The sequence below is a fragment of the Pseudomonas sp. GW821-FHT09H03 genome, assembly GCF_059415945.1.
This window is the reverse complement of the sequence record NZ_JBWKOF010000008.1, coordinates 142195-167076: the sequence shown is the minus strand read 5'-3', so window position 1 is coordinate 167076 and position 24882 is coordinate 142195. Positions and strand designations below refer to the sequence as shown.

18 protein-coding genes are annotated in these 24882 nt (G+C 61.3%); 6 read left to right on the top strand and 12 right to left on the bottom strand.

Annotated features, from left to right (window positions below):
- Positions 1-6: 6 nt before the first annotated feature.
- The 5 genes from AC07OG_RS13635 (at position 7) to AC07OG_RS13615 (ending at position 6410) form a co-directional block, all read left to right on the top strand.
- Positions 7-315 (top strand): DUF3077 domain-containing protein, encoded by a 309-nt coding sequence (locus tag AC07OG_RS13635; RefSeq protein ID WP_495067256.1) that lies wholly within the window; start codon positions 7-9, stop codon positions 313-315.
- Positions 316-1277: 962 nt separating this feature from the next.
- The gene (locus tag AC07OG_RS13630) at positions 1278-1754 is read left to right on the top strand and encodes a formate dehydrogenase subunit gamma (RefSeq protein WP_495067255.1); all 477 of its coding nucleotides are present in this window, start codon (positions 1278-1280) and stop codon (positions 1752-1754) included.
- A complete protein-coding gene (locus AC07OG_RS13625) occupies positions 1754-3313 on the top strand; it encodes a formate dehydrogenase beta subunit (RefSeq protein WP_495067254.1) in 1560 nt (519 codons plus the stop codon). Before AC07OG_RS13630 ends, AC07OG_RS13625 begins: the two co-directional genes overlap by 1 nt.
- Positions 3310-6192: a formate dehydrogenase subunit alpha gene (gene fdhF, locus AC07OG_RS13620; protein ID WP_495067253.1), complete on the top strand. Its 2883-nt coding sequence runs from the start codon at positions 3310-3312 to the stop codon at positions 6190-6192. Before AC07OG_RS13625 ends, fdhF begins: the two co-directional genes overlap by 4 nt.
- The gene (locus tag AC07OG_RS13615) at positions 6189-6410 is read left to right on the top strand and encodes a formate dehydrogenase subunit delta (protein WP_218425570.1); all 222 of its coding nucleotides are present in this window, start codon (positions 6189-6191) and stop codon (positions 6408-6410) included. Before fdhF ends, AC07OG_RS13615 begins: the two co-directional genes overlap by 4 nt.
- 1225 nt (positions 6411-7635) lie before the next feature.
- Here the strand turns inward: AC07OG_RS13615 and AC07OG_RS13610 are convergent.
- The 8 genes from AC07OG_RS13610 to AC07OG_RS13575 all read right to left on the bottom strand — a co-directional run bounded on the left by AC07OG_RS13610 (position 7636) and on the right by AC07OG_RS13575 (position 19802).
- The gene (locus AC07OG_RS13610; RefSeq protein WP_495067252.1) at positions 7636-7983 is read right to left on the bottom strand and encodes a potassium channel family protein; all 348 of its coding nucleotides are present in this window, start codon (positions 7981-7983) and stop codon (positions 7636-7638) included.
- A gap of 353 nt (positions 7984-8336) precedes the next feature.
- On the bottom strand, positions 8337-9980 hold the full coding sequence (locus AC07OG_RS13605; RefSeq protein ID WP_218425572.1) for a fatty acid--CoA ligase: 1644 nt from the start codon (positions 9978-9980) through the stop codon (positions 8337-8339).
- A gap of 41 nt (positions 9981-10021) precedes the next feature.
- Positions 10022-11800, bottom strand: a complete 1779-nt coding sequence (locus AC07OG_RS13600) for an acyl-CoA dehydrogenase C-terminal domain-containing protein (RefSeq protein WP_060543078.1) — start codon at positions 11798-11800, stop codon at positions 10022-10024.
- A 6-nt stretch (positions 11801-11806) separates the two neighbouring features.
- Positions 11807-14335, bottom strand: coding sequence for an efflux RND transporter permease subunit (locus tag AC07OG_RS13595; protein ID WP_495067251.1), 2529 nt, complete (start codon positions 14333-14335; stop codon positions 11807-11809).
- A 16-nt stretch (positions 14336-14351) separates the two neighbouring features.
- Positions 14352-15443, bottom strand: coding sequence for a WD40/YVTN/BNR-like repeat-containing protein (locus AC07OG_RS13590; RefSeq protein WP_495067250.1), 1092 nt, complete (start codon positions 15441-15443; stop codon positions 14352-14354).
- 258 nt (positions 15444-15701) lie between these two features.
- Positions 15702-17060 carry a DUF1329 domain-containing protein gene (locus AC07OG_RS13585; protein WP_495067249.1) on the bottom strand — a complete coding sequence of 453 codons (1359 nt, stop codon included), beginning with the start codon at positions 17058-17060 and terminating at the stop codon, positions 15702-15704.
- A gap of 40 nt (positions 17061-17100) precedes the next feature.
- Positions 17101-19113 (bottom strand): DUF1302 domain-containing protein, encoded by a 2013-nt coding sequence (locus AC07OG_RS13580; RefSeq protein WP_495067248.1) that lies wholly within the window; start codon positions 19111-19113, stop codon positions 17101-17103.
- 122 nt (positions 19114-19235) lie between these two features.
- Entirely contained in the window at positions 19236-19802 is a 567-nt protein-coding gene (locus AC07OG_RS13575; RefSeq protein ID WP_060543073.1) for an RBBP9/YdeN family alpha/beta hydrolase, read from the bottom strand.
- A gap of 364 nt (positions 19803-20166) precedes the next feature.
- On the opposite strand from AC07OG_RS13575, the gene AC07OG_RS13570 reads away from it, so the two are divergent.
- Positions 20167-21222, top strand: a complete 1056-nt coding sequence (locus AC07OG_RS13570) for an AraC family transcriptional regulator (RefSeq protein WP_495067247.1) — start codon at positions 20167-20169, stop codon at positions 21220-21222.
- 328 nt (positions 21223-21550) lie between these two features.
- On the opposite strand, the gene AC07OG_RS13565 is transcribed toward AC07OG_RS13570, so the two are convergent.
- From AC07OG_RS13565 to AC07OG_RS13550, 4 genes are read right to left on the bottom strand one after another with little or no spacing between them, the layout of a single operon-like run.
- A complete protein-coding gene (locus tag AC07OG_RS13565; RefSeq protein WP_495067246.1) occupies positions 21551-22561 on the bottom strand; it encodes a YeiH family protein in 1011 nt (336 codons plus the stop codon).
- The gene (locus AC07OG_RS13560; RefSeq protein WP_060543070.1) at positions 22558-22884 is read right to left on the bottom strand and encodes a Rieske (2Fe-2S) protein; all 327 of its coding nucleotides are present in this window, start codon (positions 22882-22884) and stop codon (positions 22558-22560) included. Before AC07OG_RS13560 ends, AC07OG_RS13565 begins: the two co-directional genes overlap by 4 nt.
- Positions 22881-23543 (bottom strand): DsbA family oxidoreductase, encoded by a 663-nt coding sequence (locus AC07OG_RS13555; protein WP_495067245.1) that lies wholly within the window; start codon positions 23541-23543, stop codon positions 22881-22883. Before AC07OG_RS13555 ends, AC07OG_RS13560 begins: the two co-directional genes overlap by 4 nt.
- Complete coding sequence (locus AC07OG_RS13550; protein WP_495067244.1) at positions 23540-24868, bottom strand: MFS transporter; 1329 nt, start codon at positions 24866-24868, stop codon at positions 23540-23542. The genes AC07OG_RS13555 and AC07OG_RS13550 overlap by 4 nt, the downstream gene beginning before the upstream one ends.
- Positions 24869-24882 lie beyond the last annotated feature (14 nt).

Genomic DNA, 24882 nt, shown 5'->3' with positions numbered 1-24882 from the left:
TGGCCAATGACCGAACAAACTGAACTCAAAACCATTGGCCTGACGCCTGCCATCTACTGCTCCGATCAACCACTGTTCCACGTCACTCGCGGTGTTCCGCTCGGTGATGCGTTGTCGATGGCTTCTGATTTTCTATTCCTGGCCAAGACGCTCACTGAAGATGCCGCCTATGCCAGGGATACCGACCGCCATGCCTGGGCTGCGCATTATTTGACGTCGATGAGTAAGGCGTTGGTGGATGATGCGGTGAAGGTGCTGGAGCGGGATCGGACGGTTGGGCCGATGTCCAAGCGGGCGGCGGAGGCTGAAGGGTAGGTTCTGGGTTTCTGGCGTCAGGCATGACGCTTGTAGGGGTGGGTTTGGTTGCGGGGGGCTTGGACATTCAGCGGGCGTGGTGGTTGCCTTGGGTTTTTCGCGAGCATGCTCGCTCCTACAGGGGGCGGGTGTGGTGTTGGATTGGAGGACTTCCGTGTTTCATGACAAGAAGGCCCGAATGAAATGCCGGACTGAGCCAGCCTGATGATGTGGCAACTTTGACTTCGCATTGAACACTGGCTTTGGTGACACACATGCGGGTGGCGGTGGAGGTTGAGGGGTAGTGGCTAGCTTCAGCATTGATGTTGGCTGGGCTGGCGTTTTCGCGAGCAGGCTCGCTCCCACAGGGGGGAGGGTTGCGGTGGGCTGGCGGGCATTGTTTGGCTGCGGTGTTTGAGTGGGTTTGGGTGCAGCTTCAGCATTGGTGGTGGTAGGGCTGGCGCTATCGCCAGCAGGCTGGCTCCCACAGGGGGATTTGGGTGGGGGCTGGGATTTGGGGTCGGCCTCGAGGTTTTCGGGGCTTTTTTGTGTTTGGGTCAGAGGGGAACGCTTTCGGGTTATGACGGATTGGATCAGTGCATCTGCTCCGTAGAATTGCTCACGGTTCTGATACTTCTTCTCGCCTGTAATGCTTGCTATACATCAGGCATCGACAGGCTCTTTGGGCATCAGGCCAGTGTGTGAACGCCCCGCGTCTCACTCATCTAGACTTAATGGATAGTCGTAGGCAGAACCAAACACGTCGCTTTGGTGCAGTTGGATCAATAGCGGCGTGGCAAGCTGCCCTTTATGCCCAGTCGAGGTGCGGCGAAGACCGCACCGGGCACAACAAGATGCCCGCTCAGGGTGCCCTGGCCAACGGCCAAATTGCCACGATGCCGTGACGTGGTGTGAGTGCCGCAGCCAACACTTCCGGACAACCGACTACCCTCTTGTGTGTCCGTGACCGTGAGGATTGCTGAATGCCTGATGTTGAGTTGCACCTGCCTTTGGTCAACAGCCTGCTGGAGCGCCACAAGGGCTCTGCGGGTGCGCTGTTGCCCATTCTTCATGATATTCAGGAGCGCATTGGGTACATCCCCGATGCCGCCGTCCCCGAGATTGCCCATGCGCTGAACCAGAGTCAGGCCGAGGTTCGTGGGGTGATCAGTTTTTACCATGACTTCCGTACCGCGCCGCCCGCGCGGCATATCCTGCGGCTGTGCCGGGCCGAGTCGTGCAAGAGTCGTGGTGCCGAGCAGTTGGCGGCGCAGTTGCGCGAACGTCTGCAACTGGACGATCAGGGCAGCAGCGCCGATGGCAGCATCAGTTTGCGGCCGGTGTATTGCCTGGGGGCTTGCGCCTGTTCGCCGGCGCTGGAGCTGGATGGCCGGGTGCATGCGCGGTTGAGTGCAGAGCGTCTGGATGCCTTGCTTGATGCTTGCCGGGAGGACGCATAATGCCCGCTTTCTATGTGTCTGGTGATTCGGTAGCCCGTGCCGTGGGTGCCGAAGAGGTTGTGGAGGCCCTTATCATCCATGGCCGGGGGCGCGTCGTGCCGCTGGTGATAAACCGCACCAGTTCGCGTGGCCTGTACTGGCTGGAACCATTGCTGGAAGTGGACACGCCGCAAGGTCGTTTCGGCTTCGGCCCACTGAGTGCTGACGATGTACCGTCAGTGCTCGAAGCCCTGAAAGGCGAGCCGTCTGCTCATCCATTGGCCCTGGGTCTGGTGGAAGAGTTGCCCTATCTGAAGACTCAACAACGCCTGCTGTTTGCCCGCGCCGGCATCACACAGCCGCTGTACATCGACGATTACCTGGATCATGGCGGTTTCGAGGGTTTGAAAAGAGCCGTCATCCTCGGTGGCGAACGGACTGCGACTGAAGTGTTCGACTCAGGCCTGCGTGGCCGTGGCGGCGCGGCCTTCCCCGCCGGGATCAAGTGGCGCACGGTGCGCGCGACTGAAGCGGCGCAAAAGTACATCGTGTGCAACGCCGACGAAGGTGACTCGGGCACCTTTGCCGACCGCATGCTGATGGAAGGCGACCCCTTCCTGCTGATCGAAGGGATGGCCATTGCCGGCCTGTGCGTCGGCGCCACCTACGGCTACATCTATGTGCGCTCGGAATACCCGGATGCCGTGGCCATCCTGCGCAACGCGCTGGAGATTGCCCGGAAGAATGGTTACCTCGGCGCCAATGTCGGCGGCAGCGGTCAGGCTTTCGATATGGAAGTGCGGGTCGGTGCCGGCGCCTACATCTGCGGTGAAGAAACCGCGCTGCTGGACTCCCTCGAAGGCAAGCGCGGAATCGTGCGCGCCAAGCCGCCTATCCCCGCCTTGAAGGGATTGTTCGGCCAGCCGACGCTTGTGCATAACGTGCTGACTTTAGCCTCGGTGCCGCTGATTCTAGCCAAGGGCGCACAGTTCTATCGCGATTACGGCATGGGCCGTTCCCTGGGCACCATGCCCTTCCAGTTGGCGGGCAATATCCGTCGCGGCGGCCTGGTGGAACGAGCCTTTGGCCTGACCCTGCGCGAACTGGTGGAAGACTACGGCGGCGGCACCGCCAGTGGTCGGCCGTTGAAGGCTGCGCAGGTGGGTGGCCCGCTCGGCGCCTGGGTGCCGCCGTCGCAATTCGACACGCCGCTGGATTACGAAGCCTTTGCCGCCATCGGCGCGATGCTCGGTCACGGTGGTGTGGTGGTGGCGGACGACACCTTGGACATGGCTCACATGGCGCGCTTCGCCATGGAGTTCTGCGCCGAGGAATCCTGTGGCAAATGCACGCCGTGCCGCATCGGCTCGACCCGGGGCGTGGAGGTAATCGACCGGTTGCTGGCCGCGCAAGACCCGAACGGGCGCGATGAGCAGGTGATCATCCTCAAGGACCTGTGCGACACCCTGCAATACGGTTCGCTGTGCGCGTTGGGCGGCATGGTGTCCTTTCCGGTCGCCAGCGCCCTCAAGCACTTCCCCGCCGACTTCGGCTTGTTGCCCCCGGAGGCCGAGCAATGATCACTCTCTTCGACCCGAATACAGACATTGACCTTGGTACTCCCGCCCGCGACAGCCAGGTGCAAGTCACCCTGAACATCGACGGCCGCAGCATCAGCGTTCCCGAAGGCACTTCGGTGATGCGCGCCGCTGCGCTGCTGGGCACCACCATTCCCAAACTCTGCGCCACCGACAGCCTGGAAGCCTTCGGCTCCTGCCGCATGTGCCTGGTGGAGATCGACGGCATGCGCGGCTACCCCGCGTCCTGCACCACGCCAGTGACTGAAGGCATGAGCGTGCACACCCAGACGCCGAAGCTCGCGACCCTGCGGCGCAACGTGATGGAGTTGTACATCTCCGATCACCCGCTGGACTGCCTGACCTGCTCGGCCAACGGCAACTGCGAGCTGCAAACCGTGGCCGGTCAGGTCGGTCTGCGGGAGGTGCGTTACGGCTACGAAGGCGACAACCATCTGGCCGATGTGAAGGACAAATCCAACCCTTACTTCGACTACGACCCGAGCAAGTGCATCGTCTGCAACCGCTGCGTGCGCGCCTGTGAAGAAACCCAGGGCACCTTTGCCCTAACCATTACCGGGCGCGGTTTTGAATCCCGGGTGGCCGCTGCGGGTGGGGATAACTTCCTCGATTCGGAATGCGTGTCCTGCGGCGCCTGTGTGCAAGCCTGCCCGACTGCGACCCTGATGGAAAAAAGCGTGGTCGAACTGGGTCAACCCGAACGCAGCGTGATCACCACCTGCGCCTATTGCGGCGTGGGCTGTTCGTTCCGCGCCGAGATGAAAGGCGACCAGTTGGTGCGCATGGTTCCGGACAAGAACGGCCAGGCCAACCACGGCCACTCCTGCGTCAAGGGGCGCTTTGCCTGGGGCTACGCCACCCACCCGGATCGCATTACCAAGCCGATGATCCGCCAGCACATCAACGACCCTTGGCAGGAAGTCAGTTGGGATGAAGCGGTAACCTACGCCGCCAGTGAATTCCGTCGTTTACAGCAAAAATATGGTCGCGACTCCATTGGTGGGATTACCTCCAGCCGCTGCACCAACGAAGAAACCTATCTGGTGCAGAAACTGGTACGCGCGGCGTTCGGCAATAACAACGTCGACACCTGTGCGCGGGTTTGCCATTCGCCGACTGGTTATGGCCTGAAGCAAACGTTGGGCGAGTCCGCCGGCACCCAGAGTTTCGACTCGGTGATGCAGGCTGACGTGATTCTGGTGATGGGCGCGAACCCGAGCGATGCGCACCCGGTATTCGCTTCCCAGCTCAAGCGCCGTCTGCGTGAAGGCGCTCGGCTGATCGTCATCGATCCACGCCGCATTGATCTGGTGGATTCGGTGCATGCCCGTGCTGAACTGCACCTGGCTCTGCGCCCCGGCACCAACGTCGCCATGCTCAACGCATTGGCGCATGTGATCGTCACCGAAGGCTTGCTCAATCAGGCCTTTATCGACGCCCGTTGCGAGGGCAGTGATTTCGCCAACTGGCGCGAGTTCGTCAGCCGGCCGGAAAATTCGCCGGAAATGCTGGGCGCGATCTGCGGTGTGCCTGCTGCCGACATTCGTGCCGCTGCGCGTTTGTATGCTACTGGCGGTAATGCGGCGATCTACTACGGACTCGGTGTTACTGAGCACAGCCAGGGCAGCACCGCCGTCATGGGCATTGCCAACCTGGCCATGGCCACCGGTAACATCGGCCGCGAAGGCGTGGGCGTGAACCCGCTGCGGGGGCAGAACAACGTTCAGGGCTCCTGTGACATGGGCTCGTTCCCCCACGAGTTGCCTGGCTACCGGCACATCTCCAACGAGGTGGTGCGCACGCAGTTCGAGCAGGCGTGGAACGTTACTCTGCAGGCCGAGCCGGGCCTGCGTATCCCCAACATGTTCGAGTCGGCATTGGCCGGCAGTTTCAAGGGCCTGTATTGCCAGGGCGAGGACATCGCCCAGAGCGATCCGAATACCCAGCACGTCACTGCGGCGCTGTCGGCCATGGAATGCGTGGTGGTGCAGGATATTTTCCTCAACGAAACCGCGAAGTTCGCCCATGTGTTTTTGCCGGGCGCTTCGTTCCTGGAAAAAGACGGCACCTTTACCAACGCCGAACGACGTATCTCGCGGGTGCGCAAGGTCATGGACCCGCTGGGCGGCAAGGCCGACTGGGAAGGTACGGTGGCGCTGGCCAACGCTTTGGGCTACCCGATGCACTACCAGCATCCATCGCAAATCATGGATGAAATAGCCCGCCTGACGCCGACCTTCACCAACGTCAGCTACGCCGAACTGGATCGCCACGGCAGCCTGCAATGGCCGTGCAACGCGGCGGCACCGGACGGTACGCCGACCATGCACATCGAGGAGTTCGTGCGTGGCAAGGGGCGTTTCATGCTGACCGGGTACGTGCCGACCGAGGAGAAGGTCAACAGTCGTTATCCGCTGCTGCTGACCACCGGGCGCATCCTCAGCCAGTACAACGTTGGCGCTCAAACCCGGCGTACAGAGAACGTGGCCTGGCATGACGAAGACCGGCTGGAAATCCATCCGACCGACGCTGAAAGCCGTGGTATCAACGATGGGGACTGGGTTGGTATTGGCAGCCGTGCCGGGCAGACGGTATTGCGGGCGCGGATCACCGAACGGGTCGCGCCGGGCGTGGTGTACACCACGTTCCACTTCCCTGAATCGGGGGCCAACGTGATTACCACCGATAACTCCGACTGGGCCACCAACTGTCCGGAGTACAAGGTGACGGCGGTGGAAGTCAGCCGCGTGTATCACCCGTCGGAGTGGCAGAAGCGCTTCCAGGCATTCAGTGACGAACAGGACCGATTGCTCAAGGATCGTCGACACGCCCGTGGTGATAAAGCGGAGGTACGCCGATGAGTACGGACAACCTGATCAAGATGGCCAACCAGATCGCCCAGTACTTTGCCAGCCAGCCGGACCAGGAGCAGGCGGTGCTGGGCGTGCGTAATCATCTGCAGATGTATTGGGCGCCGAGCATGCGCAAGGAGTTGTTGGCCTGGCAGATGGAGCATCAGGGGGCGCAATTGCATCCGCTGGTGCAGGCGGCGGTGAGTGGGGCGGGTTGGGGGGCTTAGATTTACAAAACCCTGGGCGATACCCCTGACCTGCAGGCTGAAAAACTGTAGGAGCGAGCATGCTCGCGAGGAACTAAAGAGCGCCGCGTTTAGCCAGGAAGCCCGCGTTATCGTTAACGACCATCGCGAGCGTGCTCGCTCCTACAGGTGCTGCGGTTAGCCAGGGAGCCTGCGTTATCGTTAACGACCATCGCGAGCATGCTCGCTCTTACAGGGTAATACTGTTCACTTAAGCGGGGGGCACACCTTGTGGCGAGGGGGTTTACCCCCGTTCGGCTGCGGAGCAGTCGTAAAACCATAACACGCGACGTACCTGATACACCTCGGTGGCAGGTTTTGGGGCCGCTCCGCGCCCCACGGGGGCAAGCCCCCTCGCCACAAGTGTGTGACCCTGCTTAAGTGAACAGCATTACGCTCCTACAGGGGGGGGGTGTGATGACAAGCGCCTGGCAGACGGAACATCAGGGCGTGGACTTGTACTCGGTGGAGCAGGCTGAAAAAACTGCAGGAGCGAGCCTGCTCGCGATGGACTAAAGAGCACCGCGTTTAGCCAGGAAGCCCGCGTTATCGTTAGCGTCCATCGCGAGCATGCTCGCTCCTACAGGTGCTGCGTTTAGCCAGGAAGCCCGCGTTATCGTTAACGACCATCGCGAGCATGCTCGCTCCTACAGGTGCTGCGGTTAGCCAGGAAGCCCGCGTTATCGTTAGCGTCCATCGCGAGCGTGCTCGCTCCTACAGGTGCTGCGGTTAGCCAGGAAGCCCGCGTTATCGTTAGCGACCATCGCGAGCGTGCTCGCTCTTACAGGGTAATACTGTTCACTTAAGCGGGGGGCACACCTTGTGGCGAGGGGGTTTACCCCCGTTCGGCTGCGGAGCAGTCGTAAAACCATAACACGCGACGTACCTGATACACCTCGGTGGCAAGTATTGGGGCCGCTCCGCGACCCACGGGGGCAAGCCCCCTCGCCACAAGTGTGTGACCCTGCTTAAGTGAACAGCATTACGCTCCTACAGGGGGGTTGTGTGTGATGACAAGCGCCTGGCAGACGGAACATCAGGGCGTGGACTTGTACTCGGTGGAGCAGGCTGAAAAAACTGCAGGAGCGAGCCTGCTCGCGATGGATTAAAGAGCGCTGCGTTTAGCCAGGAAGCCCGCGTTATCGTTAGCGTCCATCGCGAGCGTGCTCGCTCCTACAGTGGGACGGTGTCGCTGATATAGACAGGGTTACTCCGGGCCCTGGTCTTTGTCGGCCCCGATCGTAGCTTCAATCGCCCGCACGCTGATCGCCGCAAAAATCGCGGTCATCAGTACTCCGTTGAAACCGAGGATAATTGCCAATACCCGTGAGATCGGCAGCTTGGGCACAAGCTCGCCGTAGCCGATGGTCAAACCGGTCACGAAGCCAAAGTAGATACCGTCATAGGGCGCCCAGCCTTCCAGGTGACCGATGATCAGCCCGAGCGCGACGATCAGCACAATCAATATGGAAAAGATCGGCCAGACCACGCGGAAGTAGAACCACACGGCTTTGTAGAATTCACGGCGGACGTTTTTTGAGCGGATGAGGTTCATGTCATGGGTTTCCTCTGGATTGCCTGGGCGACAGGCGATTGGGCACCAATGAGCTTGGCACAAGTGCCAGAATTAGCCGCTCGACTTTCACTTGCGAGCAACCGAGCGCTGCCCGTCAATGAACGCAAACCTGGCTGGATGCGCACGACAGTGAGAAATCCGCTGATCCATCAGCGGATTTCCCCTGCCCTGCTCGCCGTCGGCATGGCGCTCAGCGGTTTGTCTTGCCATGACTATGGCAAAGATAAGCCCGCCGATGCTATCCAGAATCCGCCTGCCACCGAGGTAATGACAGGCTTATCCCTCCCCGGCAGCGCATGCACTCAAAGAGGCAGCGCCCGAGGATTTGAGGCTCAGTTGGTTTCGCTTTCGCGGATCAGCTTTTTGTTGATCTTGCCAACGCTGGTCTTGGGGATTTCGGTGACGAACTTGAACTGCTTGGGAATCGCCCACTTGTTGATGCGACCGCATTCAACGAAGGTCTGCAGATGGGCTTCGAGGATCTTGCGGTCCAGGTACTGGCCAGGCTCGCACACCACCAGCGCCATCGGGCGTTCGCCCCATTGCTCGTCGGCAATACCCACCACCGCGACGGACATGACAGCCTCGTGCTCGCTGATCAGGTTCTCAAGGTCCAGGGAGCTGATCCACTCGCCGCCAGTCTTGATCACGTCCTTGATGCGGTCCTTGATTTCCACGCCACCCATGGCGTCGATGGAAGCCAGGTCGCCGGTGTGCAGCCAGCCGTTTTCCCAGAGCTCGGCGCCTTTTTCCGGCTCCTTCAGATAGCCTTGGGTCAGCCATGGCGCACGCACAACGATCTCGCCCAGAGACTCACCATCGTGGGCGACGTCTTTGCCATTGCCGTCGACGATTCTCAGGTCGACCATCGGCACCGGCGTGCCGGTCTTGATGCGGATCGGCAGCTGACCTTGCATCGGCAGCTTGAGGTCTTCATCACGCAGGTAGGTCAGGCACAGCAACGGGCAGGTTTCCGACATGCCGTAGCCGGCGTGTACCACCATGCCTTTGGCGCTGGCGTCGCTGGCGATGCCGAGGGTCAGCGCGCTGCCGCCCAGGAGCATTTTCCAGCCGTCGAAACGGGCGGCCTTGCCTTCCTCACAGTTGAGGATCATTTGCAAAATGGTCGGCACGCAGTGGGAGAAGGTCACCTTCTCTTCGCGGTGCAGCCGGACCAGGCTGTTGGGTTCATAGCGGCCAGGGTAGACCTGCTTGATGCCCATCAGGGTCGCGACATAAGGCACGCCCCAGGCATGCACGTGGAACATCGGCGTGATCGGCATGTACACGTCATCGGAGCGCAGCAGTGGCTGGCCTTGATAACCACCCAGGGTACCGGCGGCATTGAGGGTGTGCAGAACCAGTTGGCGATGGGTGAAGTACACCCCTTTAGGCGCGCCGGTGGTGCCGGTGGTGTAGAACAGGGTCGCCACCGAGTTCTCGTCGAAGTCCGGGAACTCGTACTGGTCCGACGCCGCGCACAGCAACTGCTCGTATTCGCCCAGTACCGGCAGCGAAGTCTCGGCGGCGCTGTCATCGGTGAGCTGGATGAAGCCTTTGACGGTGGTCAGGCGATCCTGAACCTGCTCGACCAGCGGCAGGAAGTCATCATGCACCAGCACCAGGTCGTCCTCGGCGTGGTTCATGGTGTAGAGCACCTGATCCGGGGACAGGCGAATGTTCACGGTGTGCAGCACCGCGCCGATCATCGGTACGGCGAAGAAGCATTCCAGGTAGCGGTGGCTGTCCCAGTCCAGCAGGCCCACGGTGTCGCCAGCTTTAACGCCGGCTGCCGTCAGCGCATTGGCCAGGCGGCGGATGCGCTGGTTGAGCGTCTTGTAGCTGTAGCGCAGTTTGTCGGCGTAGACGATTTCCCGGCCCGGCTCGTAGCGCTCACCGGACAGCAGCAGTTGCTTGATCAGCAAGGGATAGGTGTAGGCACCGTCGGCCGGCGGGATTATTTTTGTCGCCATCATGGGTATTTGTTCCTGATCCTTTCTATGCGTAGGCGCAGTTCTTAGAACTGCGCTGCATCCAGTTGATAGAGGCAGTCGCTGCCGGCCTTGGCCGATGCGCTCAACGAGTGAATGCGCGGCAGCAGGCGGGCGAAGTAGAAGCGCGCAGTGGCCAGCTTGCTGGTGTAGAAGTCGTCTTCGCCTTGCTTGTCCTTGGCCGCCTTGGCCATCAGTGCCCACATGTAGGCATAGGCGGTGTAGCCGAACACTTGCAGGTACTCGACCGAGGCCGCACCGATTTCATTCGGGTTCTGTTGAGCGCGGTCCAGCAGCCATGCAGTCAGGTCGTCGAGGGTGTCGACGGCGGCATTCAACGGCTGGATGAACTCAGCGAGGTCGGCGCTGGCGCCGGCGGTGAAATCGCGAATCTCGGTGGCGAACAGGCGATACAGTGCGCCGCCGCTGCCGACGATCTTGCGCCCGGCCAGGTCCAGGGACTGGATGCCGTTGGTGCCTTCGTAGATCTGGGTGATGCGCACATCACGCACCAGTTGCTCCTGGCCCCACTCGCGGATAAAGCCGTGGCCACCAAACACCTGCTGGCCGTGGATGGTGGTTTCCAGACCCATGTCGGTGAGGAACGCCTTGGCCACCGGGGTCAGTAGCGCTACCAGTTCTTGCGCGCGGGTACGGGCGGCGGCGTCTTCGCTGTACTTGGCGATGTCCAGTTGCAGGGCCACGTAGCTGGAGAATGCACGACCGCCTTCGTTCAAGGCTTTCATGGTCAACAGCATACGACGTACGTCCGGGTGGACGATGATCGGGTCGGCGGACTTGTCCTTGTTCTGCGCACCGGTCGGCGCACGGCTTTGCAGGCGGTCACGGGCGTAGGCCACGGCGTTCTGGTAGGAACGCTCGCCTTGCGCCAGACCCTGGATGCCAACACCCAGACGCTCGTAGTTCATCATGGTGAACATCGCCGCCAGGCCCTTGTTCGGCGCATCGACGATCCAGCCGGTGGCGCCGTCGAAGTTCATCACGCAGGTAGCGGAGGCCTTGATGCCCATCTTGTGTTCGATCGAACCGCAGGACAGCGCGTTGCGCTCGCCCAGGGAACCGTCGGCATTGACCAGCACCTTGGGCACCAGGAACAGCGAGATACCTTTAGGCCCGGCCGGTGCGTCCGGCAGGCGTGCCAGGACCAGGTGGATGATGTTCTCGGTCAGGTCGTGCTCGCCACCGGTGATGAAGATCTTGCTGCCGCTGATCGCGTAGCTGCCGTCGGCCTGGGGTTCGGCCTTGGTGCGGATCAGCCCCAGGTCGGTACCGGCGTGGGCTTCGGTCAGGCACATCGAACCGGTCCAGGTGCCGGCGTACATGTTCGGCAGGTAGGCGGCCTTCAGCTCTTCGCTGGCGTGCGCCTTGATCGACAGGCAGGCGCCCGCCGTCAGCATCGGGTACAGACCGAAGGACAGGCTGGCCGAGTTGACCATTTCCTCGACCTGCGCCGAAATGGCCTTGGGCATGCCCATGCCACCAAACTCCGGATCACCACCCACACCTACCCAGCCGCCTTCGGCGAAGGCCTGGTAGGCCGCGGCGAAACCGTCCGGCGCAGACACAGCGCCATTGCTCCAGGTGCAGCCTTGCTCATCGCTGCTGCGGTTCAGCGGGGCAATCACTTCACCAGTGATTTTCCCTGCTTCTTCAAGGATAGCGGCAGCCGTTTCTTCGTCGATCACATCGGCCAGGCCAGGCAACTCGGCCCACAGACGGGATACGTCAAAAACCTCGTTGAGGACGAAGCGCATGTCGCGCAATGGAGCTTTGTATTCAGACATCGTTACTTACTCGGAAATTGTCATGGCATTGGTAACGCCGGGACGTTGAGACATTTCGGTGTTATCGGCTGGTGCGTCTGCGTCATCTACATCAGGCATCGGCACACGTTCGCGCAGCAGGAAGTACGACAGCGCCGGAATCAGGATCAGCGCACCGAGCATGTTCCACAGGAACATGAAGGTCAGCAGGATGCCCATGTCGGCCTGGAACTTGATCGGCGACCAGACCCAGCACACCACACCGGCAGCCAGGGTGATGCCGACCAGACCAACCACGCGGCCGGTGAACGACACCGCATTGCGGTAGGCCTGGGACAGCGGCATGCCCTGGCGCTGGAAGTGCAATTGCACGCTGAGCAGGTACAAGGCGTAGTCCACCCCGATACCCACCCCCAGGGCGATTACCGGCAACGTTGCCACTTTCACACCGATGCCCATGGCTACCATCAAGGCTTCGCAGAGGATCGAGGTCAGCATCAGCGGCAGCAATGCCACCAGGGTCGCCCTCCAGCTGCGGAAGGTGATCAGGCAGAACAGCGTCACCGCCGCATACACGTAAAGCAGCATGGTGTGGTTGGCTTCGCGCACCACGATGTTGGTCGCGGCCTCGATGCCGGCGCTACCAGCGGCGAGCAGGAACTGGCGATCGTCGGTGCTGTTTTCCTTGGCGAACTTGTCGGCAATCGCCACCACGGCATCCAGGGTTTCAGCCTTGTGATCCTTGAGGAAGGCAATCACCGGCATCAGCGAGCAATTGTTGTTGAACAGCTCCGGCGAGTTGACCGAGGCTTGCTGGGCGGCGTAGTTCAACACGTCCTGGTTGCGCTGGATGCTGTTGAGCTTGGGGTTGCCTTCGTAGGTACCGGCAGTGATCTGGCGCACAGCGTTGACCAGCGAGGAGGTCGCCTGCACGCCCGGGTACTGCTGCAGTTCCCAGGCCAGGCGGTCGGCCAGGACCAGGGTCTTGTAGTTCAGGCAGCCTTCCGGGGCGGTCTTGATCATCACCGCGAACAGGTCGCTGGACAGTGCGTAGTGGCTGGTGATGTAGGCGTTATCGATGTTGTAACGCGAGTCGGCGCGCAACTCCGGCGCACCGCTTTCCAGGTCGCCGATTTTCAACTGCAGGCTGACCATGAAGCCGCCGATGCCCATCAGCAACGCGACCAGTACCGCACCGATGGCCCACTTGCGCGTGGTGAAGCGATCGAGCATCGCCCACAGTTTGCCAAAGCCTTTGTTGCGTTCGGCACGGTTGTCGATTTTCAGCGCGCGCTCGGCCGCCTTGGCGCCAACGCCGACGTAGGACAGCGCCACTGGCATGAGCAGCAGCGAGGTGAAGATCAATACCGCGACACCGATACTGGCGGTGATCGCCAGGTCCTGGATCACCGGGATGTCGATCAGCATCAGCACGGCAAAACCCACCGCATCGGCGAGCAAGGCGGTCACACCGGCAATGAACAGACGGCGGAAGGTGTAGCGCGCAGCGATCAGCTTGTGGGTGCCGCGGGCGATGTCCTGCATGATGCCGTTCATCTTCTGCGCGGCGTGGGACACACCGATGGCGAAGATCAGGAACGGCACCAGTACCGAGTACGGGTCGATGGCGTAGCCCAGCCAGGCGACGATGCCCAGTTGCCAGACCACCGCGATCAGCGAGCAGCCGACCACCAGCATCGTGCTGCGCACGCAACGGGTGTAGGCGTAGATGATGATCAGCGAGGTGATCACGGCCAGGCCGAAGAACATCATCACCTGGATCAGGCCGTCGATCAGGTCGCCCATCAGCTTGGCGAAACCGATCACCCGCACCTTGTACTTGCCCTTGCCCTCTTCCCCGGATTTACGCGCGGCGCTGTCGCCGGCATATTCGATCTTGTCGCGCAATTGCTCTTCGAGCATCTGCGAAAAGGCGTGGTAGTCGATGCGCTGGCCGCCCGCAGCAGCTTTATCGAGCAGCGGCACGATGAGCATGCTCGACTTGAAGTCGCTGGCCACCAGGCTGCCGACGATGCCGGCGCGGGAGATGTTCTGGCGCAGTTGTTCGATCTGTTCCGGCTGCCCCGAGTAGGTGTCGGGCATTACCGGGCCACCCTGGAAGCCTTGCTCGGTGACTTCGGTCCAGCGTACTGCCGGGCTCCACAGCGACTTCATCCAGGCGCGGTCGACACCTTCGGTGAGGAACAACTGGTCGTTGACCTGCTTGAGCACGTCCAGGTACTCGGGGTCGAAGATATCGCCCTGGGTGTTTTCCACCACCACCCGCACCGAGTTGCCCAGGCCGCGCAAGGACGCGCGGTTCTCGAGGAAGTTCTGGATGTACGGCTGGCTCTGCGGAATCATTTTTTCGAAGCTGGGACGCAGCTCCAGGCGGGTCACCGCCATGAAGCCCAGCACCACGGTGGCCAGCGCCATCAGCAGCATGAACAGCGGGCGGAAGTTGAACACCAGGCGTTCCAGGCGATTGCCGGAGTTCTGGTCGAAATCGCGCAGGTCGCGGATCACCGGCATGGCTTCTTGTTTTATGTTGCCCATGACTGGGTTCTCGCTCTTAGGGTTCGAGGTCTGGATCGACGGACAGCGCCTGGACGCCACGGCTGCCTGCCACCACCAGTGCGCCAGCAGCGGACTGCGTTGCGCCGGCTATGGGGGTCGGTGCCGGTTTGCGCACCAGGTGCAACTGCTCGCCGCTGCCTTGGCTGACCAGCATCTGCCCACCCAAGGTGAACAAGCGGTACTTGCCGCTGGCATCGACCAGGCCGGAGGTAATGCTGACGTGCAGGCCAGTATCCAGTGCGGTCCAGCTTTGGCCGCCATCGGTGCTGCGCAGCACGTTGCCGCGCAAGCCGTACACCAGCACTTCGCCCGGCTTGCCGAGCACGCCGAAGAAGCTGCCTTGATACGGTGTTTCCAGGACGGTGAAGCGCTGCGCGCTCTCGTCCCATTTGAGTAGCAGGCCCTGCTCGCCGGCGATGTACAAAGCATCGCCGGTGGAGGCAATGGCGTTGAGATGGAAACCCTGTGGGTTGTCAGTGCGATCCTGGAACGGGGTCCAGGTCTGGCCGCCATCCTCGGTGCGCAGGATCAGGTTGAACACGCCCACCACATAGCCGAGCTTGTCGTTGGCGAACCACACGTCGAGCAACGGTTTGTCGGCGCCCTGTTCAACCAGGCGCTGGCCTTCGGCGACCAGGCCGGGCCACGTTTCGTTGTCCGGTTCGGCAGTGGCCAAAGCGGAATAATGTTTGATCAGCAAATCGCCGATCTGACGGCCATCGAGCTGCTTGGCCCAGGTCGCGCCGGCATCGCTGCTGTGCAGCACCACGCCGTCGTTGCCCACTGCCCAGCCTTGGGTAGCCGTTGGAAAACTCACCGCCGTAAGGTCGGCGCTGACTGGCACAACGGCCTGTTGCCATTGCTTGCCGGAATCGTCGGAAAACAGGATGTGACCGCGCTGGCCAACCACCACCACGCGTTCGCCCGCACGGGCTACGCCGGACAGCGGGCTTTTACCCGCCAGGGCGCTGACCTTGGCTGGCAGATCCAGGACGTCGACATAATCGGCGGCCTGGGCGGCACCCTGCAGCAGGCAGAGCACAACACCGAGGGTCAGTTGCACAATATTATTTTTATACGAACACATACTGCGTCCTCTTCAAAACTGCTTCGCCTTTCTGTAGGAGCGAGCATGCTCGCGATGGTCGTTAACGATGACGCGGGATGTCTGGCTCCCCGCGGGGATCTTGCGTGCATCGCGAGCATGCTCGCCCCTACAGGTCCGTCGCCTTTTTGTAGGAGCGAGCATGCTCGCGATAGACGTTAACGATGACGCGGGATATCTGGCTCCCCGCGGTGATCTTGCGTTCATCGCGAGGAGACTTGTTCCTACAATTGAGCTTGCTTAGCGAATGCCGGCGCCCGCCAGGGATTCCGACGACCACTGAGCCTTGGAGAGCGGATCGATGTACTGGATGCCGCCGTACGGGCCGACTACACCGTTGATGTTGTAGGAACCGCCCACCAGGTCATAGATCATGAACGGCGTGGCGTCCGGTACCTGCTTGTCATAGCTCTGGCTGAGGAAGGCGAACGAACCACGGTACAGCTGACCACGGGCGTCATACTGATCCGAGGCCAAAGCGCTCCAGCTGTCTTCGTCGAGGTAGAAGCGACGCTTCTGGTAGATGTGACGAGCGCCAGCCTTCAGATTGCCCTCGACCACCCACACGCGGTGTTTCTCCCAGCGCACGAACTCCGGAGCCAGGTGGTTCGGCGTCGTGATCGACTTCGGGTCCTGGACGTAGGTCAGCTTGTAGGTGTTGTAAGGCACGTACATTTCCTGCTTGCCGACCACCTTCCAGTCGTAGCGATCCAGCGCACCGTTGAACACGAAAGCGTCGTCATAGGTGCCCGCGCCGGCGGTGCCTGGGTTAGGCGTGTCGTAAGCCAGGTTCGGTGCCAGCTTGACGCGGCGCTGGCCCGGCAGGTACTGCCAGGCGCGACGTGGCTGTTGCAGCGGGTTGGCGGCGTCCTTGAGCATCATCGCTTCGCCGGCCCGGCGTGCAGGACCGGTGTAAGCCAGCTTCATCTGGTAGTACACATCGGAGCCGCTGATCGGCTGCGACAGGTTCTCGTAGATCGGATAGGAGATGAACGCCTGCCCGGTAGTGGCCAGGCTCGCAACGCCGGCGGAGTCAACGTTCCAGGAGTCGTACTTGGAGCTCATGCTCACACCCTGGTAACGCAACAGGAAGTTCCACATGGCTTCGTTACCCGACTGAGGAATCGGGAACGGCACACCAGGCAACACGTTGTCGATGGCCAGGCCACCTTCCAGTGCCTTGGCACCGGTGGCGTTTTTCACGCCATTGTCCAGCACCGCCTTAGGCAGCGAGACGGTACGGTGAGTCGGGTATACGTTGACGTGGAAGCTGGGGAAACGCTTGGCCAGCTCCACGGTGGTGGCGGTGAGCATGCCTTTGTACTGATCGACGTTCTTGCCGTCGATCACCAGCACTGGCTTCTCGTTCACAAAAGGATCCGGACGCATGCTGTCACCGGCCTTGAAACTGGCAGGCGGGGTGGTCAGGCCACCGTCGTAGGCAGGGATGGAGCCATCGGCATTGCCGGCTTTTTCAGCGCCGACCAGGGTCAGGCTGGTGCCCAGCTTGGCGGCTTCCTTAGCCGATACAGCGGCCTGTGCCTGGCCGGCGAGGATCATCGCCAGCGAAGCGGCCAACACGGTTTGTGCAAATTTCATCTTGTTATTCTCCTGCTTACATTAAGTAAGAAGTGGTGCATCAAAAGGTGGTTTTCATCGTCAGGTAAACAGCGCCACGGTCTTCAGTCGTAGCACCACCACCGGAGAAGGCTGAGTAGCCACCGGCGTAGCAGGCGTAGTTTTCGTTGCCGCTGAAGGCGTTGGGTGTCGAGCCGTCACCACCAGTTGGTCCGGTGCTCACACCACTGTTGTTGCACTTGTCGGCCTTGCCGAAGGCGTCCACGTACTTCAGGTCGACAAAGTATTTGTTGTACACAACGGCACCCATGCCGACTGCGTAGTTACCGGTGTCCTTGGCACCGCCACCGGAAACCGGCGACACACCATCAAGACCGATGTTGATCGACATTGGGGCGTTGAGGTCAACACCCGGGAATACCTGGTACCAGGTCGGTGTGAAGTTAAGTGCCAGGCCCCAGTTGTCGCGGGTCGCCTTGTCGATGCCGCGATAGGTATCCTTGCCTTTGTAGAGCGCCTCGTTCTTGCTATCGAGCTTGAGCAGGTTGCTGTAGTACAGCTCTGCGAGCACGGTCGCCGAGTCAAACACAGGCGTTTTCGGCAGGGTCATCAGACCGTTGAGCGTCCAGTGCAAGGTGTCGCCGGTGGCGGCCATGCTGTCGCCATCTTTGGGCGTGTCGTAAATCACACCGGTGGCGGCGGTACGTGCCGGCAACAAGCCAAGCCCTCTGCCCAGACCCAACGGACTGCTGCTGCTGACAATCGCCGGAATACTGGCCAGCGGCATGTTGTGACGAACGTTCAGGTCCGAACCCACGCTCACCCCGCCCACATCCTTGGACAGGCTCAGGCCGACGATCTTGATGTCGTCAGCATAGGCCATCTGGTAGGTGGCGGTGTTCAGCGAGTTGAGGATGTTGACCACGCCTGGCACTGCGCCTGCCGGCGGGGTGCCGTTGGCGCTGGCCGACGTGACGCCGCGGGCATCCAGCCAGGCTTGCGGCAGGATTTCCGACGTTTCGCGGTAGTAGACGCCGAGGGTGCCGTCCAGCCAGGCTGGCGACCACTTGGCCATGACGCCCCAGTCGCCGCGCTTGTCCGGCGTCAGGTCATTGCCGCGACGGACGTTGGTCAGCGCGTTGCACGGGGCCACGCCACAACCCAGCGGGCTGCCCGGAACGATGCCGTTGGTGTTGCCCAGCAGGAACGACTGCGCGCCGGTGCCCACCAGGTCGGAACCGCCGTAATAGGTGCCAGCTTCCGGCAGGCGCGCGGCATCCCAGTCGAGGAAGTACTGGGCGCCAATGGTCAGCTCGGGATTGACGGTGAAGGTCGTCGACAGCTGGTTGCGCGGTACGAACAGTTCCTTGGCTTCAGTACCCGGTGACGCGGCCAGCTTGGCCAGGTCGAGGCCGGACTGGCCGTAGCTGATCGAGTGCACCGGGTTGAGAATGGTCTCGCCCCAGAACACGTTGTGCTGGCCGGCCTTGAAGCTCAGCAGCGACTCTTCGCCCACTTCCGTGCTGTAGAACACGAAGGCGTCAAGGATTTCGCCGGACGGGCCGGTGTAATAACGCTGGGCATAGTTGCTCAGGTGCGAGCTGCCGTTACCGACGTTGTCATTGACGACCCCGGCCAGACGTGGATCGTTGGCGACCAGGCCCGAGCGTGCATCGTTGCCGTTGACGAACGGGTTGGAGTTGGAGCCGGTGTTCTCGTAGGCCTTGTCGTACCAGGTGGCAGCACTGACGCGAAAGCCCATGCTGTTCTTGTAGACCACATCCATCTCGGTCAACAGGTCGATACGGTTGGTGATGTTGGTGCCGGCCTTGCGGAAGTTGTAGTCGCCGTCGTTGTTGTTCGGCGATGCCAACATGCGTTTGTCGGCACTTTCGGTGCGCACGCCGTAGTTGTACTTGACGGTGTTGTCCAGACGCGCAGTCCAGTCCGGGTTGCCGGTGTCGATTTCTACCCCATGAGCGAGCGGCATGTAGGCCGCCATAATGGCCGAAGCCAGCACGGTGTAACGGGCCGCAGTGAAGCAGTAACTCTTATTGTTGTGCGTGTTGTGCATTGCGTTGTCTCCGCCATTTTTTTTGTTTTAAGCGCAGCTGCCCTCCCGCAATCCCATCGGGACTGCGCTTTCAGGAGCGAGGGCAAAACGCCGGCTGGCAAGGGGCCAGACCGGCTCCTGTACTAGCGGTCCAGCTCCAGAATGAGCTCTTCAGCCTGGGGCCAGGGGCCAAATCCTGCAGCCGGATTGAGATGGCCGACGTCACCCAGATTGAGCAACTCGGCGCCCCAGCATTTAGCCAGGTCAGTGGCAGCATCCAGGCTGGCCAGGTAATCGTTGGTACTTGCGGCCACGATGCTGCGAAACGGCAGCGGGGCTTTAGGAAGAGGGTCCCAACCGCTGCTGCGCAGGGTTTCAGGGGAAGGGTAGTTTGCCGGCCAGCTGGCATCCAGATCCGGTGGTGCGGCCAGCAGGGCGCCCTTGATCGGGCGGCTGAAGTGCGCAGCCCAGTGGGCGACCATCAATACGCCGGCACTGTGGGCGACCAGAATCACCGGGCCGTCGATTTGTTCGAGTTCGTGCTGGATCGCCCGCACACGCGCCATGCAATCGAGCTTGTCGGTTTCCAGTGGCGGAACACTGCGTACCTTGCTCAGCCTGGCTTCAAGCAACGTCTGCCAATGTTCGGCAACGTGCTCGCGCAGACCGGGTACGATCAGAACGGTGGCAGCGGTTTGCAGTTTGTCCACGTCAATACCTTTCGCTTTCTCGATAACTCGACTGGCTCTTTTGCCAGGGGCTTTTTGTAGTGTCGACATTAAAGAGCGGCCACCCCTGGCGCTTTACATTGGACGTCAGGCACTTTTCTTTTGATGACAAATTGTCGGACACTTGTCGCCCGCGACCACCGGTCAAAAAAACCGCTGGTGCGTGCCAAGCCGCTGTAATCAATGGATCAAGCACCCTTGAAGCAGCAGCGTAGACGATTCGGAGCACTCAGGCGTGCGCGCGTTGGACCATTTCACAACTGTTCAATCGCCAAAGCGCTGGATATAGTCGCCACACTTATAACTACAATTACGCCAACCATATTGGCCAAGGAAAGACCTTCGCATGACCAAGCTTGTTCGCGCCGCCGTCTTGACCAACTACCTGGAGGTTACCCAGTACCTGGGGTTCAACCCCCGTGAGGTATTGGCCGGCGTTGGCCTGAGCAGGGCCCAGTTGATGGCACCTGAAACGCGCATCCCCATCGATACCGCGGTGCGCCTGCTGGAAGACTCGGCTGTCGCCAGCGGCTGCCAGAGCTTTGGCCTGAACATGGCCGAATCGCGTCAACTGTCGGACTTCGGGGTGGTCAGCCTGCTGCTGAGCCATCAGCGAAGCCTGCGCGACGCCTTGCAGGTGGTGCTGCATTATCGGCACCTGATGAACAATTCTTTAGCCATTTTCGTTGAAGAAGCCGGCAAGATGGTGATCATTCGCGAAGAAGTGGTCACCGACTCTTCGATGCCCAGCCGCCAGGCCACGGAGCTGGCCATCGGCGTGATGTTCCGCCTCTGTGCCGCGCTGCTGGGCAGCCACTGGCACCCCTACAGCGTCAACTTCATGCATCAGGCTCCCGACAACCTTCAGCTACATCGCCGCCTGTTTCACTGCAACCTGGAGTTCGGCAGCGAGTTCAATGGCATTGTCTGCCCCAATACCAGTCTCGACATGGCCAACCCCCATGCCGACCCGGCCATGGCGCGCTACGCCCAGAGCTACCTCGACTCGCTGCAGGGCGAGGAAAACACCTCAATGCTGTTTGAGGTGCGCAAGGCCATCTACCTGCTGCTGCCCATGGGGCGCGCGACCATCGAACAGATTGCCCAGAGCCAGGGCATGAACGTGCGCACCCTGCAACGCAGGCTCAAGGACGACGGCTGCGCCTTCAACGACGTGATCAACGACGTGCGCCGCGACCTGGTGCTGCGCTATCTGGAAAACCCGAGCTACCCGCTCAGTCGCATCGCCGACATGCTCGGCTACTCCATGGCCAGCTCCTTCACCCGCTGGTTCATCAACCAGTTCGGCATGCCGCCGGCGGTTTGGCGCAGTACGCACAAACCGGGCGTTGTAAGGCTTCAGGCAGACGCGGCAGATCCCGACCCGGAACACCCCCTATAGGAGCGAGCACGCTCGCGATGGTCGTCAACGATAACGCAGGCTTCCTGGATGCCCGCGACGCGCTCGGTTTTTTTCGCGAGCGTGCTCGCTCCTGCAGGTTTTGCGCTTTTCCCGCTTGCGCCCTCCGGCGTCATATTTGCAGCAACCACTAATTCACCCTTCTTGTCCCTGTGTTTCCCGGGGCTGCGTAACGAACTCGCAAAAAAAAACGGCGACTGCTGGTACAGTCGCCGCAAAGGCCGGTGTTTGTGACACCGGCCAAGAGCTTCACTGCGACGAGGAGTCAGTCAAGTGAAGCCCTGCCATCAGGTGTATTACCGTCGAGCTCTCAAGCACCCCAGTGCAGCAACAGCAGCACCAGCAGTACCAGGAACACCGTCTCCCCTACCATCAACAGGATCGGCTTGATTCCGACCGCCGCCAGTTCCTTGAGGCGGGTCTTCATGCCCAGGGCACTGATGGAAATCACCAGGCACCAGCGCGACAACTCATTGACCCCGCCCTGCACTGCCGGAGCGATCCAGCCCGTGCTGTTGATGCACGCCAGGATCAGGAATCCAACGGCGAACCACGGCAGCAGCGGCGGACGCTTGCCAGTCGGGTCGGCGCCTTGCATCCGGGTAATCATGGCCGCGGTGACGATCACCGGCAGCAGCATGGCGACACGCATCAGCTTGACCACGGTGGCCGTGTCACCGGTCTCGGTCGACATGCTGTAACCGGCGCCGACTACCTGGGCGACGTCGTGGATGGTGGCCCCGAGGAACACCCCGGCCATCTGCGGCGACAGCGAAAAATAGTTGGCGATCATCGGGTACACGATCATCGCCAGGGTCGACAGTGCCGACACCCCGATCACCGTGAACAAGGTCGCGCGCTCTTTCTGCGGATGGTTAGGCAAAGCCGCTGCCAGCGCCAACGCCGCCGAAGCGCCACAGATCGCAGTCGCACCGCCGGTGAGCATGCCGAACAGACGCGAGAAGCCCAGGAACTTGGCCGCGATCACCGAGACACTGATAGTTACCACCACCAGAATCACCACCAGCGCTACCGGCTTCCAGCCCAGTGCCGCCATCTGCTCAAGGGTGATGCGCATGCCCAGCAGGGCTACGCCAATGCGCAGTACCGTACGGGCAGTGAATTCGATGCCGGCCTTGCAAGGGCCTTCAGACGCCAGGAAGTTCAGCGCCATGCCCAGCAGCAAGGCAAACAGCATGACCGGCGCACCGTAGTGCTCGGACAAAAACGAAGCGGCAGCCGCAACGATCAGGCTGACGATAAAACCCGGCGCCAATTCGCGCGTGCGGGCATGGAGACGGGTGAGAGCGATGGCGCTCATGGCGCGGACTCCTCGGTAACGATGACGATAAACGCCTGGCCGTCGATGATCTCGACCGGGTAGTTAGCGACTTTCAGCTGAGTGGAATTGAGCAGATAGCCGCTCTGTAGATTGAAACGCAGGCCGTGGGCACAACATTGAATCACCCGGCCTTCAAGGCGACCGCCACACAGCGAGGCACCTTGATGGGGACAGCTGTCATCAATGGCGAACAGCTCGCCATCGACGTTGAACAGTGCGAGGCTTTTGTCCTCGAACTCGAATAACGCACGGCCACCGACCTGCGGATGCTTGCTGGCAGGAACGGGAATACGCCTGCTCATGCCGGATTCCGCTTGCGTTCACTGTCGCGCAAGGCTTCGCCCATAGCCGCGAGCAATGCCTCGGCAGGCTGTGCGCCGACGACTTGCAGGCGCCCGTCGAACTGAAAACTCGGCACGCCACTGGCAGCAGCCGGATGACTGTCATAAGGGCTGGCATCGCCCAGCAGGCAGTCAGCCACGATCTGCGCATCAACGCCGCACGAGCGGGCAATGGCGATCAGGGTTTCACGGCAACCCAGATCCTCTCCGTTGTGGAAATACGCTTCAAACAGTCGCTCGATCAATGCGTCACACTGGGCGGCAGTGCCCTGCGCGTTTACCCGCTCCAGCAGACGATGAGCGTCTGCTGTGTTGGGCATCGTGTTGATACGGCTGAAGTCGATGGACACCCCGACAGCACTTGCGGCCATTTTCACCTGAGCCTGGCGCATGCTGACAGCATCGGCACTGCCCAGGCGCTTGAGGTAAAAGTCGGCAAAGGGTTCGCCTTGTGCCGGCATGTGCGGCAGCAATTGCACCCCGTGCCACACGGTGGTGATCTGCACGTCCGGCTGGCTGCTGCGCAACATTTCTTGCGCACGCTCCAGCTGGCGCTTGCCGATCAGGCACCAGGGGCAAATGAAATCGATAAACACATCTATACGTAAACTACCGCTCACAACTTCACCTCTAACGCGGCGCCACTGACGGAGTCAGTGACGCTCTCACCCTTTAATCGGGCGATATCTTTTTGGTAATGACACTTGGCATAAAAGAACACGGCCGCTGCCGCAATGCTGATCAGGGGCACCACTTGAAACGCCGCGTGCAGGCCGATCAGGTCGGACAAGCGACCAGTGATGAACGGACCAGGCGCCAGGCCCAGCAAGTTGTTGGCCAGAGTCAGGGTAGCGAACGCCGTACCATGCACCGAGTAATGGGTCAGGTTGGCGACCATCGCCCCGCAAGGACCAGTGGTACCCGCGGCAATCAGCATGCCCAGACAGATCAAGCCCAGTTGCGCAGGCCCCGCTGGCAAGGCGAATGCCGCCGACAGCAGCAGGCAACTGCCCAGACAGAAAGCAATGGCCAGGCTGACCTTGCGCTCCGGCGAGTGACGGCACAGGCGGTCGCTGAGCATGCCGCACAGGATCATCCCGGCGCCGCTGCACAACACGATGATTGCGGCGATACCGCCCGCCTTGCCCGTAGGCATGTCGTAATAACGGTTGAGATAGCTCGGAATCCACACGATCACCGTGCCACCCACAAACAGCTGCAAACCGCTGCCGACGTAAGTCGCAATCACTGAACGGCTGGACCACAGCGTGCTCAGCGGACGCTTGACCGCTGCCACCTTGTCCATCGCCCGGGCAGCACGCTGCGGAGCAATGCGCGCTTCCTTGACGATGATCGGGTAAAGCACCGCCAGGCACAGGCCAAACAGCGCCATGCCGGCAAACGACCAGCGCCAGCCCAGCTTGGCAGCAATAGCGCCGCCCAGGGCCATGCCCAGTACCGAGCCGAACATGCCACCGGCCATGAACGCACTGGCGAGGGTGGCGCGCATGTGCTTCGGAAACACCGAAATCACTACCGCAATGCCCACGCTGCCGTAGGCAGCTTCGCCCACGCCGACCATGAACCGTGCGATGAACATTTGCTGGTAGTCCTGCGCCAGGGCGCAGCCCAGGGTGGCCACACTCCACAGCATCGCCATCAGCGCCAGGCTCTTGACCCGGCCGAAGCGGTCAGCCATCAGCGACAGCGGGAACGTCAGCAGGCCAACCATCAGGGCGACCACGCCACTGAGCAGGCCGAGCTGGCCGTCACTCAGTGCCCACTCGCTCTTGAGCAGCGGGAACACCGCGTTAAGTACTTGGCGTGACATGTAGTCGGAAATCAACAGGCCGAAGGTCAGCGCGAAGACAATCCAGGCATATTTACGCGCGACGTCGACGCAACCGGAGTCGTCATCGTCTGCGGCGATCGGTGTAAAGGCCATGGGGCCTCCTCAAG